Consider the following 14,769-nt stretch of genomic DNA (forward strand, 5'->3'; position numbering starts at 1 on the left):
TCATATATGTGCAAATCTGACTATATTAAGGGGCGTATGTATATATAGATTAATTTGTGGTAATATAGGGTATACTTGTTGATAATTTACATATATAATATTTTATAGATGATTACACAATAAAAGAGTTGTTGAAAATTAAAAAATGAAACGCATCAATTTCTACTAAAAGTGTAATTATGCAAAAAATAGAAAGGGGTGATCCAATATGAAAATGAATCGCGTAAGGAGGGCCCGCGAAAGTTGACCCTCCAATAAATAATATTGGAGGTATTAATTTTGCTTAAACTAATTGATATTAATGAGAAAAACTGGTTAGATGCCAGAAAATTGTCCGTTGACAGTGACCAGCAAGTATTTCTTGACACTCCAACCGGTATTATGGCTAGAGGCTATGTTTACCGTTTTTCAAATGCCAATGTCATTGGTATTTCTAATGATAATCAGATTATAGGTATTGCATTGGTAAAAGATTTGAATGAAGAGCCTGCTTGTTACGATTTGCAGCAGTTTATGATCGACAGGCGTTTTCAAAACAAAGGCTTTGGTACAGAAGCTTTGAGATTGATTATTTCACGGCTTCAAAATGAAGGTAAATTCAATTGTGTGGAAGCATGTGTTAGCAAATCTAATGCACCTGCCCTTCATGTATTAAAAAAAATAGGCTTTAAAGATACAGGATATATTGATGATGATTTACCAAATTGTCTAAACCTTATATATCATTTTGAAAAGATTGGGAATGACATAGGCTGTTATTCCGATGTGCTAATATCTGATTTTTTAGATCCTATGTTTCAAAATGCATTTAAACTGTATTTTTCAGAGTTGGATTTTACCGTAGATGATTGGGACCAGATTTTCAAGGAGATGAATGACGAGGGAGGAAATTTGGCCTTTGTCAGACGGGATGAAAATGAAGAGATCATTGGATTTATTCAATTCAAGCCAATAGTGTTTACAAGTTGTTTTTTTGAGGAAACCTATGGCTTTATTCGTGAATTTTGGGTGGCACAAAAATACAGAAATAAAAGACATGGTTCTGAATTGCTGGAGCTTGCCGAAAAGTATTTTTATGACCAAGGCATATACAGCACTATATTAACCACAGATACGGCAGAGCGCTTTTATTTAAAACATGGTTATGTCAAAGTTCCCGGATGCAAGGCAAAGAATGAATATGACGTATATGTAAAAAGATTGAAATAAAAAAGTTGAGAGATTGTTGATTTTTACCCTTAGGATAGTATTAATACCAATATATAGTCTAGCAAAATTATGATCATGCAAAAAAATGAGATATAAAAAAATAGATAAAAACACGCTTGTTTTATTAAGGAGGTCAAAATGAAAATCTATGCAATTGATAATTTGCCGAAAAATAAAATAGTTGAGTTTTTTGAGTTGCATTGGGGAAGTACACAAATGGTTGTTTCCAGCGGAGTTTATGATTGCAGTGAGTTGGATGGCTTTGCTGTTTTAAATGAAGAGGATGAAATCATCGGTTTGATTACATACATAATCAAAGATGATGAATGTGAAATAATTTCCTTAGATAGTATAGAAGAAGGAAAAGGAATTGGTACAACATTGATTAAAGAAGTAGAAAATCTTGCAATTAAGAAAAGGTGCAGACGCGTTAAACTAATAACAACAAACGATAATTTGCTAGCATTAAAGTTTTATCAAAAACGAGGCTTCGTTCTGTCCAAAATTTTCAACAATGCGGTTGAAAAAGCAAGAAAGATAAAGCCACAGATACCATTAATCGGCAATGATGGCATACCAATCAGGGATGAAATAGAACTTATAAAACATTTAGATTAAATATGGTTTTTATAAAAAATAGAGCTTCAAGTTGGAAGTTCTATTTTTTATTTTATTTCTAAAAGATTCATATGAAAGAACAATATATCTAAAACATTGTCAAATATTATTATGATATGTATGCAAAATACTGGAAGTATCATGGAATGTAATGTATGATTATATTAAAAACAATTACAAGATATGACAAAATAGGCAATCAACCTATGGATAGATTAAGCACAGTGACTGCCTATGTCTAATATAAAAGAAAAGGAAGTGTAAGAATGGATGATATTAAAATCAACTCATTGATATCCTTTGCTGGCTATAATTGGCGTGTTCTTGACATAAAAGGCAATGCTGCTTTGATTATAACAGAACACATTATAGATCAAAGATCTTATCATGATGCCTATAAAGATATAACATGGGCTGACTGCGCATTGCGTAAATATCTAAATGGTGATTTTTATAATCGATTTAGCGAAGCCGAAAAATCAAGAATAATCCCAGTAATGAATAAGAATCTTGACAATCAGTGGTATGGAACGAAAGGTGGAGAAGATACACTTGATAAGGTATTTTTATTAAGCATTGAGGAAGTAGTGTGTAAATATTTCGGTGATAGCAGCTCTAATCTGTATAATCCAAATAAAAGTCAACGATATTGGTTTCATAAAAAAGATGTAAATAACAGTAAGCGTATAGCCAGACTTGAGTCTACGGTAGGGGTATGGTGGTGGTGGCTTCGATCCCCGGGTCGATTTAATGTAAGAGCAGCTTACATACATGGTGATGGCAATGTTGGTATTCAAGGAAATAATATTTTGAAAGGCAATGCCAGCGATGGAAGATGCACAGGCGGTGTTCGTCCTGCATTGTGGCTTAGGTTGGATATGTAAGTCTTAATCATGTTTTTATGCTTTACAGATTTTTTTACAAATGGAAATGGTTACTTAAGTATTACATTTAGTGATGAAAATATGACAATTGAGGATGCTGTTATTCAATGTCAGAAATCAGGGCTTAATGGGTGGGAAATGTTAGATTTTGCTGAAAAACTGGTATCCAGACATATGAAGTACTCCTATGATAACTCATTGGATATGCCAAGAAAGGCATTTCAAAAAGGCGGAGGGTATTGCTGGTTAAACCTATATCAGAGGTTAGAGAATGGAATTCATGGATTGGTTTTTGGGCTTATTTTGGTTCAGCTCTAATTACAAAAGACTGAAGGAGTTTGAAAGATTAAAGAAAAAGAGAGAAGCAGAAGATGATAAGAAGCTGATCGATGATATGAGTAAATCAAAAAAAGCTTCTTTATTACTTAATTGATATGCTCACCTTATGGTAGACAGTTTGAATAATTAAAACTGCCTCTATTATAAGGAGGAGTATATTTTTTTGGACGAAAAAGTGAATTTTCAGGCGGTTGCTCTCAGTTAGAAATATGCAAAAAATATGGGTTATGTTCAAAGGAATATTACAAAGATGGTTCTTAAAGTATAATAGTCATATCTTATAAAAAATGAAGTTCAATGAATAAAAGAAAAGCAGTTGAAGTATAGCTAAACTAAGAAATCAGGAACGATAAAATATCACATGATGAAAACTTCGGCCGGCTTGTAGTGTGGTAGGATTGTGATATATATATGTACTGAAATTATAGAGCTTTTGTTATATGTTATTTTGTGAATTGTGCATCTTGTCCTTAAAAGTCTGCATCTTGTCATGTATATATTGATTTCTTATGCTACTTTGTTATATTTAATAGATGACGATATTATTATATTAGATGACTTTATGCACAATGCTTTGATTAAAACCAGAATAGTTTATTGTAAGTAGCATGGAAGAAATGGATGGTGTAAAATGTGATCAAAATATATGAAATAAAGATCACATTTTAAAATCTACAAATAGCAATGACGTTTATAATTGCATATATACTAATAATTCATAGTCATTATTATGATAGCAATAAACAATATATATACTTCATGATTATTTAGAAACAAATCTCAATATCATTCTTTTTATAACAATACTAATAATCATTATTCTATACATTCCATCAGGCACCAATAGAAGCCTATCAAATCATGCAAAATAAAAAATCAAAAGATACGTTCCGTATTTGCTGTTGCAAACTTTATTGAAATTTATTTCGTACATCAAAACATACCCACCATATTTATAGTTCCGTATCCGTATAGTCAGAATAAAATTACTTATTTTTTGCTATGCAAATTTCTTCGATATCAGTTTTACGCTGATTCTGCCAAGCAGTCATGGACATTAGACTTACTGTATTATAGTGAAAATTTTGTTTTATATCTATATTGGTTTTCAGTGCTGGAATGCAAAAACAATGCGGAGAACATTATGGTTACCTACATCATTGCTGATATTGGTGATGATGTTGTGTATAAATTATGTGGGGCGCCGTTAAAAGGGCGTCTGACACAAAACAAAGATTAGTTTAATAAAAAAGGGGGAATGTGAATTGAGAAAAAGTTGGAGACTTATTGCTTTAGTGTTGGTGTTATCACTGGTGTTATCAGCTTGTGGTAAGAATGCTGAAGAAGTAAACGCGCCAAAAGAAACTGAACAAGAGGAAAAACGGGAGCAATCCTATGGAAAAGTGGGTAATATTGAATTGCCTTATCCCACATTAATAGAAAAGGATGGAGAAACAGTTGGAGGAACCCTTAATGTTGCATTGGTGACATCTACTCCTTTTGAAGGCTTATTTAACACATTTTTATATGAAAATGATGTAGATTATCAACTATTGAAGCCAATGTTATCAAACTTTTTCAAATCAGGACCAAACCATGAAATGAATGATGGCTATTGTTCTATTAAGTTCGACAAAAATAACAAAAAAGCTACATTAAAGATTCATCCCAACTTAACTTGGTCAGACGGGGTTCCTGTAACTGCTGATGATTTAATCTTCGTATATGAGTGTATAGGACATAAGGATTACACAGGTGTAAGATATGATAGCGACTATATGAATGTAGTAGGTATGGAGGAATATCATGCGGGTAAAGCAGACACCATATCCGGACTTAAAAAGATTGATGACAAAACTTTGGAAGTGACTTTTAAAGAATTTTATCCGAGTATATTGTGGGGAGCAGGTATACCTTACGATCCTGAACCAAAGCATTATTTAAAGGATATACCGTTAAAAGAGATGGAATCCCATGAAAAAATAAGATTAAAACCACTATCATGTGGTCCATTTATGATATCCAATATAGTGCTGGGAGAGTCAGTGGAATATGTTCCAAATCCTCATTGGTGCGGAGAAAAGCCTAAAGTTGATAAGATGATTATAAAAAGGACAAATCCTGATACTATAGTAGAGGCCTTGGCTTCCGGTGCTTTTGATGTTGTTGAGGATATTAATGTTAATAGCTATGACAGATACAAAGATTTAAGCAATATTACGCTATTATCCAATGTATCAACATCATATAACTATATAGGATTCAAACTAGGCAAGTGGGATGCTGAAAAAGGCCAAGTTATACCGAATCCAAATGCAAAATTAGCCGATGTGAGATTAAGACAGGCCATTGCTTATGCCATGAATAATAAAGAAGTGGCAGAAATATTTTATCACAATCTTAGAATACCTGCTAACACATTAATTGACCCATCACATACTACTTTCTGGAATGCAGAACAAGAAGGCTATGATTACAATCCAGAAAAGGCAAAGCAAATTTTAGACGAGGCAGGATATGTTGATGTTGATGGTGACGGATTTAGAGAAGATCCAAAAGGAAATAAACTTAAAATCAACTTCTTATCAATGGCAGGCGGAGAAATTGCTGAACCATTGGCACAATACTATATCCAATGCTGGCGTGATATTGGGCTTGATGTTGTACTGCAAAACGGAAGATTGGTAGAAATGAATGCTTTCTATGATATGGTTGAGCAAGATAATCCAGAGATCGATTTGTATATGGCAGGATGGATTACAGGTTCAAATCCAGATCCGTCAGGTTTGTATGGAAGATATGCGATGTTCAACTATATAAGGTTTGCAAGTGAAGAAAATGATAGACTGTTAGCTGCCATCGCATCAGAAAAGGCTTTCGGTGAAGATGGTTCCTTAGATGAAGAATATTTGATAAAGGCATATCATGATTGGCAAGCCTATGTTAGAGATCAAGTTGTAGCAGCGCCTACATTTTATAGAATTAAATTAACGGCTTTAAACAATAGAGTTAGCAGCTGGGATATGAATGTAGTAAGCGATTGGTGGTGGGATAAAGTAGGTCTGCTGTCAGATACCCCTGAAGTAGCAAAATAAGAGTATATGGTTTAACAGCTTAGAGCAAATTAAGAGGGCTTTTGCACAACTAACTGTTTGTCAGTTGTACAGAAGCCCTGTTTTTATATTGTATTATTATTTTTTGTAGTTTTCACCTAGCGCATCAGCTGTTAGTATTGCAGCGTAAACATCTTCCGGTGTAACTTCGAATGGCATGCAGTGGATAGTTTCGGTTTCTGCACAGCTTAATTCTGCTACCTTCATTAATTTTTCTTTTGATTTGTCTGTTACATTCAATTCTCTTAATGTAGTTGGCAATCCAACCTCATTGCAGAAGTACAGAACTTCTTCAATTTCTTCCATAGGAGCATTTTCAAGTACTAATTGAACTAGAACACCAAAGGCAACTTTTTCTCCATGATATAGGCTATGAGTTTCTTCAAGAGCTGTAAAACCATTGTGGACAGAGTGGGCAGCGCCAAGACCGCCGCTTTCAAATCCGATACCACTTAGTAGTGTATTTGCTTCTATTATTTTTTCCACTGCTTGTGTTACTACTTTGTTTTCTACAGCTAATTTTGCTTTATATCCTTCATTTATTAAAGTGTCATAGCATAATTTTGCTAATGCAAAGGCAGTATCTGTTGTGTATCCTCCAGCCATGGTTTTAGAATGAGATCTTACGGATGCTCTTGCTTCGAAATAAGTTGCTAGAGCATCTCCCATACCTGCTACAAGCAATCTTGCAGGGGCATTGGCAACTATTTCTGTATCTACCAGTACCAAGTCTGGATTTTTTGGAACAAATAAGTACTCTTCAACAACACCATCATCAGTGTATATTACTGATACGGCACTGCAAGGAGCATCAGTGCTTGCTATAGTTGGTACTATAACTACTGGTGCTTTTTCGTAATATCCGATAGCTTTGCAAGTATCGTGAATTTTTCCTCCACCTACAGCTATAATAACATCAGAACCTTTAGCTTTAAACTCTTCCCGAAGTCTGTTAATTTCAGTTTTTGAACATTCACCATTAAATATAGCAAAATCAACTTTAACAGAGTCTCCAAAGCTCTCTTTTAATATGCTTCCAAATCTCTTATATCCTGATTCGCTAATGAGAACAAAAAAGGAGTTTCCAAGATGTTCAACATAAGATTTAATCCTCTTTAATTCTCCGTTACCTTGTACGTATTTTGTAGGGAAAATTGCAGCTTTTGTCATTATAAGTCCTCCTTTATTGATATTAGATTTGTACATCAATTTTAATATAAATTTTTTATTAATACAAGTAATTATTTTTGAATTTTATATGCAATAAACTCTTGTTATTAGTCTATTTCAAATATGACAAAAAAGGAAAGCACACTCAATTATGATAGATATTCTCTATTAAAAGTAGATGATCCTATTTTTTAATTTTCTTTTTCATAAACTCTTGCATTGCATGGATCGAATCCCAGCTAATTATATGTTCTGGAACAGGCATCTTTATCTGCGATTTCCTCATCAACCTTCAATACTTCGATTAGAAATTTCCTGATTATCTGGTGTTTGTTTGAAGTAAGCTTCGCATGCTCAAGTCCACAGGGAGTCAAAAATACTTACTTATGTTTTTTGTTGATTACAAGTCTCTTTAAGAGCCATCTTTCTGCGGTTATGGTTTGCATAGCGGACCCACTATTGGAGAACTGGTGACATATGGAAGATCTCCCAATCAGTTTGGTTTTTGCAAGCTAAGCTACGAAGATAATATAAAATATGCTACAAATGAATTGTCGTTTCAAAGGGGTATATGTTGCCGTGATAGCCCCTTAATCCGGAAAACGAAGTATTGGTCCAGCGTGCCATTTCAAAGCTTATAGAAGGTAAGACGGTGGTTGCAGTAGCTCATAGATTACGTACAGTGGCAGGAGCCTATAAACCTACATTACAGCCGCACCAACTTATTTCCTAGGAAATTAAAGTTACTGAGGCTTATATTTATTGTATCTTTAAGTTTAATATCTAAAAGCAAGAGAGCTTGTAAATATTATCACGATGAACATCTTTTCTGTGTTTTTCTCTTATGTTGAGCCTTCCATGATAAGCTTTTCTGATATTTTCAAATTGAACTGTGTTAACTATATTTTTATTTTTATCAAAAATACTGATAATTATAAAAAATAGTCCGCACATCTAATCATTGTGATACGTTATACATGGTGGAAGGGGGTTTCTTATGTCTATAAGCTTGGAAGATCAATACGACAAAATATACAGATACTGTTATTCTAAAGTAAAAAATAAGGATATAGCTGAAGATCTGACGCAAGAAACTTTCCTGAAATACTTCAATCATACATCCTACATAAACAGAGGAAAGCCCCTTGCATATCTCTATACCATAGCTAAAAATTTATGTATTGATTTTTATAGAAAAAGCAATAGAGAGGAAGATCTTAAAGATGAATTGTTTGGTGCCGATGATGTTTCTACATTTGAAACCAACTTTGCCATAAAACAGGCAGTATCCGCATTACCGGCGGATTTACAGGAAATACTATTGCTTCGTTTTGCAAATGAGCTTGGTATTAATGAAATAGCTAATATTATGGAGATATCTCGATTTTCAGTTTATCGAAAATTAAATAAAGCACTTGATATATTAAAAAATATCCTGAGAGAGGAGGATTTTTTGTGAGAAACAATCTAAAAAAAGAATTGAAATCAGTTTTTGATGTTCCGCCACCTACAAGAAAGAATCAGTTTTTAAGCCAATTAAATTATCCAAAAACAAGTAGAATGGATTTTATTATATCTCAGTTGGGGTATATAAGAAAACGTACTTGGATTTTGTCTATGTTGTTATTTATAGGCATTCTTGACGGGTTATATTTTTATAAAGTTTCAAATTCTTTTATCTGGGTTGTATCATCTATTTTGCCTTTTATATCTCTATCAAGCATAAGCGAAATAGTCAAAAGTACCACATATAATATGAAGGAGCTTGAAATGAGTTGTAAGTATAACTTCTTACAGATATGCCTTGTTCGATTAGGGGTACTTGGAGCTACAAACTTCATGCTTTTGATTGGGATTTTGATTTTATTCGTGGGCAAAACAGATTATAGCTTTATTAGATTGGGACTTTATATAACAACACCATATTTGCTCAACTGCTATGGTTCCCTATATGTTATCAATCGTTTAAAGACCAGGATGATAATGTATGTTTGTTGTGGTGTTACAGCTTTTGTCAGTGTTTTAAATACTCTGCTTACAATACAGATAAATGAAATATATACAGAAATGTATTGGCTTTTCTGGCCTATGTCATTTATTATTTTACTTTTATTAAGCGCTAGAGAGATTGTTAAACTAATCAGGAAAATGGAGGAGTTGCAATGGAACTTATCATTGACCGCTTAACAAAGCAATATGAGAATAAGATTGCAGTGGATCGTATCTCATTAACACTTAAAGAAGGTGTTTATGGGCTATTGGGGCCAAATGGTTCAGGAAAGACATCCTTGATGAGAATGATATGCGGAGTCTTAAAACCCACCAGTGGTGAGGTAAAGTTTAACGGTATAGATGTAAATGAAGAAGAATATAGAGATTCATTAGGCTATTTGCCACAGGACTTTGGATATTATCCTGAATTCTCAGCCTATGATTTTTTGCTCTACATGGCAAGCTTAAAGGGGCTCACTAAGCATAGAGCAAAGGATAAGGCAAGTGAGTGGCTGGAGTTGGTGGGACTTTTAGATGTGGCAAAAAAAAAAATCAAGACATTTTCAGGAGGGATGAAACAGCGATTAGGCATAGCGCAGGCAATGCTAAACAACCCCAAAATATTGATTTTGGATGAACCAACGGCAGGTCTCGATCCAAAAGAGCGCATACGCTTCAGAAATTTAATTTCCAGATTAGGTAAGGACAGAATTGTGTTGCTGTCTACCCATATTGTTTCAGATGTCGAATATATTGCATCAACTATTTTGATAATGAAAGACGGACAGATCATTCATCAGGGTAGCCTTGATGAAATCATTAGTGTAATAGAAGGGAAAGTGTATGAATGTTCAGTGGACAGTAAGATGACAGATTATCTGATTGCCAATTATCCTATTATCAATATACGAGAAGAGTCGGATAAAACATTTTTGCGTCTAGTAGCAGACAAGTCACCATGTGAAGGTGCAGTGGCTGTGCCGGCAGTGCTAGAAGATTTATATCTATATTATTTTAATGAGGGGGTAAACAGGGATGAATAGTTTTTGCGAATTAGTGAAGTTTGAATACAGAAAAATTTTAAAAAAACGCAGTACTGTCATTATATTGATACTGGGTATTTTGTTAACGGCCTTTAGTTGTGTTGGACCTTTAATGGGAAACTACTACATAAGAGGAGAGGTTTACGAAAGCAATTATGAGGGTATGAAGAAAGACAGGGAATATGCAAGAGGGTTGTCTGGCAGAGAAATAAATAGCGATTTGCTTTCAGAAACAATAGAAGCATATTCCCACATACCAATCGTTGAGGGAAGATTTACGGATACTGATGAGTATCAGCAATATGCCCGCCCATATAGCGAAATTCAATATATGATTAGAAAAGTATATAATATAGATAATTTTAGGGAAATGTTCTCAATAAGCAAAGAAAGCCTTGATGATTTCTACACAGTACGACAAAGCATGGTTGAAAAAATTATAAATAATACTGCAATGAACTCTGCAGAAAAAGCGAACTCTTTAAATTTGAGCAGAAAAGTTAAAACTCCGTTTATTTATTCCTATGCAGGCGGATATACAAGGCTTTTTTCACAAATGTATGTAACGGCTTTAATAATCTGTTTTATTTGCTCAGTCTGCATTGCACCGTTGTTTGCAGGTGAATACACAGATAGGGCGGATAGTCTTATATTATCATCAAAATATGGCAAAAATAAAATCATACATGCAAAATTATTTACAGGCATATCCTTTACTGTTTTATTATGCATAGTGCTTACAATAGTATCTTTTGTTACAACGATGATTTTTTTCGGATGGGATGGCAGCAATTCTCCAATTCAGCTTTTTTTGCCATTGTCAATAGTTCCATATACCATGGGAAAGATTGCGTTGATGTATTCAATTTTAATTTTATTTGCAAGCATATTGTCATCTGCATTGACAATGCTGTTATCAGCAAAGTTTAGATCTCCATTTATGGTTGTTGTAATTATGACGGTAATTACTGTTTTACCTGGATTTGTGAACATATCTGAAGATGTACCGTGGATATACCATTTATCCAATCTTGTTCCTGCAAGGATGTTTAAACTTGAGAATATAATAAATATATTTTCTATAGAATTCCTTGGACTGATCATACAACCTTATGTACTCATCCTATCTTTTGCTGTTTTAGCAAGTATGGCATTATTGCCATTTGCATATAGAAGCTTTAAAAATCATAATTGCATATAAATCTAGAAAAAGTCAGATAACTTAATTTTAACCTTCAAATATGTCTATAGAAACATATGGAGGTCGATTTTTTGTGGTAAAGCAAAACTCTTGTAAACCATGTATGTCTATTGAGTGTAAAAAGCAGTTTTGGTAAGCATCTAAAATGAGTATAGATATTTTTGATACCAAAATGAACCAGATGGCCAATAAGCGACAATATATTAATGGAATAGCTATTCTAAGTAATTGAGAGGATATGCAATATTGCATAATAAATGCTATAAAGCTTGCGCCATGCGGAGAGGAGAAAAACATTGGACAATATAGATATTGATAGCCTTGTGACGCTGTATGGGAAAGCTGTTTATGGATTCTGCCTTAGGCTTGCGAAAGACAAGCATAACGCTGATGACCTGTATCAGGAAACTTTTTTAAAGGCTATGGAAATGTGTAATAAAATTGATAAAAGCAATAATCCGAAAGGATTTCTCATTTCCGTTGCAGTTGGATTGTGGAAAAACAATCGCCGTAAATATGCCAGACGGCAAAGAATAGCTCCTGAGGGAGAATTGAATGAAGAAATGGTCAACAGCATCATGAGCACAAATACATCAACACCAGAGGAAGTTGTCATTTTAAGAGAACACTGTGCACTAATACGAAATGCAGCGGATAAACTTGATGACAAGCTTAGGATACCACTTTACATGTACTATACAGCTGAAATGTCAATTGAAGATATAGCATTGGCCCTTAGAATTCCCAAGGGCACTGTAAAAAGCAGACTCCATAAGGCCCGAAAAAATTTAAGAAATGTCTTGGAGGGTAATCCATATGAATAAATATGAAGAAATAGATCAATTGTTAAAGCAGGCTCTTTCTTCCACAGATGAACCTAGTGAAGCTTTAAATCAGGAGATTAAGTATAGAATAAAGGAGAGTAAAACTATGAAACCAGTACGTAAAAGAATAACAGTTGCCCTTGTTGCTGCCGTTATATTCATAATGTCAGGCTCAGCTTTCGCTGCTTGGAAGCTTCTTACTCCTAAACAGGTTGCCGAAAATCTCGGAGACAAGACACTTGCAAAAGCTTTCGATAGTGAGAATGCAGTTCATATAAATAAATCTATAACATCTGGAGATTATACCTTTACATTGTTGGGGATCACTTCAGGCAAAAACTTAAGCGATTTTAAAAATTCTGCACGTGATATCCAACCTGACAGAACCTATGTTGTGGTTTCAATTGAAAGAAAAGATGGAAGCCCAATACCTAAAATGAGTGATGAAAACTACAATGAACCATCATTTCTTGTCTCTCCTCTTATAAAAGGGCAAAAACCATGGTTGGTGAATATATTCACCATGAATGGAGGAGCCTACCAGAGTGTCGTTGACGGAGTTATTTACACAATAACTGAATGTGACAGCATTGAGATGTTTGCCGACAGAGGGGTTTATCTCTATGTAGGCGCTGGAGGTTTCATCAACAATGAAACTGTAAGCTACAATGAAGAAACCGGTGAAATCACACTGAATCCAAATAATAAAGAAGCCAGTGCGCTTTTTGAATTGCCCCTTGATGCGAAAAAAGCAGACCATGAGAAAGCTGAGCAATATCTAAAGGAAGTATTAAATCCTGTGCCTAAGTCCAGAACAAGTAGTGAAGCCCTTATGAACACGGATAACGATTTTGCTGACGTCACTGTAATACCGGAATCCATAAAGGAAGTAACATATAACAATAATGGATTGGCTTGTTATGAGTACAATGGCATCAAGATGGAAGTATCATTGGATTTTCTGTTCAAAGATGGAGAGACGGGCACATGGAAAACAGTAGGGGTAGATGAGGATGACATGGAGCAAGCCGTCATTCAATTTTTTAAAGATGAAAATGGTGTAGTAATAGGCAGGACGGCAAAAAAGGCGAAAAAACAATAAAACAACATAATATGAGTAATGCATATAAAGTTATAGATGTAAAAGGGATTTAATCGCGAGGATTAAGTCCTTTTTGTAACCCATAGACCAGCTAATTAAAGTCAAGCATATTTTAAAGAAATTTTATTAGTATTTTTGAGGGGAAAATAGTAAGTACAATTTCAACTTAATATGAACTTTTGTAATGGTTTTCAAGAAAGGCTTCACTGGTTGTTTTAAATGCTTCCAAAGGAAGTCTTTCTTATTTGATTCATAGTGATTTTCACTATGGCATCCGTATATAGCTATTATACCTTGTTGATATAAAAATTATATTGGAGTAAAGTGAAGTTTACAAAAGAGAACAACAAAAGCGAGGAATAAATTAATTATTTATCCTATGATTTATACAAGGAGGTGGATAAATGGAGTGGTTGAGGAATTTAAGTAAAGCCATAGATTATATTGAAAGCAACTTAGATGGTGAGATTTCCTATGAAAAAGCTGCTGAGATTGCATGTTGCTCAACCTATTATTTTCAAAGGATGTTTTCTTATGTGGCCGGCATTTCATTGTCTGAATATATTCGTCGCCGTAGAATGACACAAGCTGCCTTTGAATTGCAATCCACCAATACAAAGGTTTTGGATGTTGCATTAAAATATGGCTATACCTCTCCTACATCATTTAACAGAGCGTTTCAGAGTATTCATGGAGTTCCTCCTGCTTCTGCAAAATTGCAAGGAGTTGTGTTAAATGCTTATCCCCCTATTAAATTTTTAGTCACAGTTACAGGAGGTAATGCTATGTCATATCGAATTGAAGAAAGGAAGGCAATGCGATTTGTTGGCATACGTATCCCCCTAACGGAGAATATGGAAGAGAATCAAAAGCTTGTTCCGCATTTTTGGAACAGCACAGTACAAAGCAGCAAATTTACAGAAATATGCAACATGTCAAATCAATCTCCGGAAGGCATATTGGGAATTACAGCATACCAAGGTCCAGGTGAAATCTATTATTATATTGCAGCTGCAACAGATAAATCTGTTCCTGAAGAAATGTTTGAATTTGAAATTCCGGCATCCACATGGGTAATCTTTGAGTCTGATGGGTCTTTCAAAGAGTCTGTACAAAGTATTTTCAAGCGCTTTCTTACAGAATGGCTCCCTTTTTCCGGGTATACTTATGCTGAGCTGCCGGATATTGAAGTCTATCCCATAAATAAGGAAAGAGCAAAAAAAGGACACTCTCAAGTATGGATTGCTATGAAAAGAGAAAAGGAGGCTTAACAT

General features: G+C 34.3%; 14 protein-coding genes and 1 pseudogene. 13 read left to right on the forward strand and 2 right to left on the reverse strand.

The genetic code is table 11. The annotated features are described in order from the left end of the window. The first annotated feature begins 279 nt into the window (after positions 1-279). The 6 genes and pseudogenes from BUB48_RS04535 to BUB48_RS04555 all read left to right on the forward strand — a co-directional run bounded on the left by BUB48_RS04535 (position 280) and on the right by BUB48_RS04555 (position 6,145). Positions 280-1,209 (forward strand): GNAT family N-acetyltransferase, encoded by a 930-nt coding sequence (locus BUB48_RS04535; protein WP_073025069.1) that lies wholly within the window; start codon positions 280-282, stop codon positions 1,207-1,209. A gap of 138 nt (positions 1,210-1,347) precedes the next feature. Further along, positions 1,348-1,827 (forward strand): GNAT family N-acetyltransferase, encoded by a 480-nt coding sequence (locus tag BUB48_RS04540; protein ID WP_073025070.1) that lies wholly within the window; start codon positions 1,348-1,350, stop codon positions 1,825-1,827. A gap of 266 nt (positions 1,828-2,093) precedes the next feature. Beyond that, positions 2,094-2,711 (forward strand): DUF6273 domain-containing protein, encoded by a 618-nt coding sequence (locus BUB48_RS04545; RefSeq protein WP_073025071.1) that lies wholly within the window; start codon positions 2,094-2,096, stop codon positions 2,709-2,711. A gap of 271 nt (positions 2,712-2,982) precedes the next feature. After that, entirely contained in the window at positions 2,983-3,144 is a 162-nt protein-coding gene (locus tag BUB48_RS17990) for a hypothetical protein (RefSeq protein WP_175548363.1), read from the forward strand. Positions 3,145-4,192: 1,048 nt separating this feature from the next. Next, a pseudogene (locus tag BUB48_RS19060) lies at positions 4,193-4,295 on the forward strand (ABC transporter permease); the annotation flags it as partial. A gap of 20 nt (positions 4,296-4,315) precedes the next feature. Continuing rightward, positions 4,316-6,145 (forward strand): oligopeptide ABC transporter substrate-binding protein, encoded by a 1,830-nt coding sequence (locus BUB48_RS04555; RefSeq protein WP_073025073.1) that lies wholly within the window; start codon positions 4,316-4,318, stop codon positions 6,143-6,145. Between the two features lie 96 nt (positions 6,146-6,241). On the opposite strand, the gene BUB48_RS04560 is transcribed toward BUB48_RS04555, so the two are convergent. Next, positions 6,242-7,333 (reverse strand): glycerol dehydrogenase, encoded by a 1,092-nt coding sequence (locus BUB48_RS04560; protein ID WP_073025074.1) that lies wholly within the window; start codon positions 7,331-7,333, stop codon positions 6,242-6,244. A gap of 239 nt (positions 7,334-7,572) precedes the next feature. Next, positions 7,573-7,707 carry an iron dependent repressor, metal binding and dimerization domain protein gene (locus tag BUB48_RS19065; RefSeq protein WP_242944164.1) on the reverse strand — a complete coding sequence of 45 codons (135 nt, stop codon included), beginning with the start codon at positions 7,705-7,707 and terminating at the stop codon, positions 7,573-7,575. A 623-nt stretch (positions 7,708-8,330) separates the two neighbouring features. Between BUB48_RS19065 and BUB48_RS04570 the strand changes: the two genes are divergently transcribed. The 7 genes from BUB48_RS04570 (at position 8,331) to BUB48_RS04600 (ending at position 14,766) form a co-directional block, all read left to right on the forward strand. Beyond that, entirely contained in the window at positions 8,331-8,792 is a 462-nt protein-coding gene (locus BUB48_RS04570; RefSeq protein ID WP_073025075.1) for an RNA polymerase sigma factor, read from the forward strand. Further along, on the forward strand, positions 8,789-9,520 hold the full coding sequence (locus BUB48_RS04575; protein ID WP_073025076.1) for a hypothetical protein: 732 nt from the start codon (positions 8,789-8,791) through the stop codon (positions 9,518-9,520). The genes BUB48_RS04570 and BUB48_RS04575 overlap by 4 nt, the downstream gene beginning before the upstream one ends. Then, positions 9,496-10,368 (forward strand): ABC transporter ATP-binding protein, encoded by an 873-nt coding sequence (locus tag BUB48_RS04580; protein WP_073025077.1) that lies wholly within the window; start codon positions 9,496-9,498, stop codon positions 10,366-10,368. The genes BUB48_RS04575 and BUB48_RS04580 overlap by 25 nt, the downstream gene beginning before the upstream one ends. Beyond that, the gene (locus tag BUB48_RS04585) at positions 10,361-11,569 is read left to right on the forward strand and encodes an ABC transporter permease subunit (RefSeq protein ID WP_073025078.1); all 1,209 of its coding nucleotides are present in this window, start codon (positions 10,361-10,363) and stop codon (positions 11,567-11,569) included. The genes BUB48_RS04580 and BUB48_RS04585 overlap by 8 nt, the downstream gene beginning before the upstream one ends. Before the next feature lie 296 nt (positions 11,570-11,865). After that, positions 11,866-12,393, forward strand: coding sequence for an RNA polymerase sigma factor (locus BUB48_RS04590; protein ID WP_073025079.1), 528 nt, complete (start codon positions 11,866-11,868; stop codon positions 12,391-12,393). After that, a complete protein-coding gene (locus BUB48_RS04595) occupies positions 12,386-13,495 on the forward strand; it encodes a hypothetical protein (protein WP_073025080.1) in 1,110 nt (369 codons plus the stop codon). Before BUB48_RS04590 ends, BUB48_RS04595 begins: the two co-directional genes overlap by 8 nt. Positions 13,496-13,899: 404 nt before the next feature. After that, the gene (locus BUB48_RS04600) at positions 13,900-14,766 is read left to right on the forward strand and encodes an AraC family transcriptional regulator (RefSeq protein WP_073025081.1); all 867 of its coding nucleotides are present in this window, start codon (positions 13,900-13,902) and stop codon (positions 14,764-14,766) included. Positions 14,767-14,769 lie beyond the last annotated feature (3 nt).

This window comes from Lutispora thermophila DSM 19022, assembly GCF_900142105.1.
GTDB lineage: Bacteria > Bacillota > Clostridia > Lutisporales > Lutisporaceae > Lutispora > Lutispora thermophila.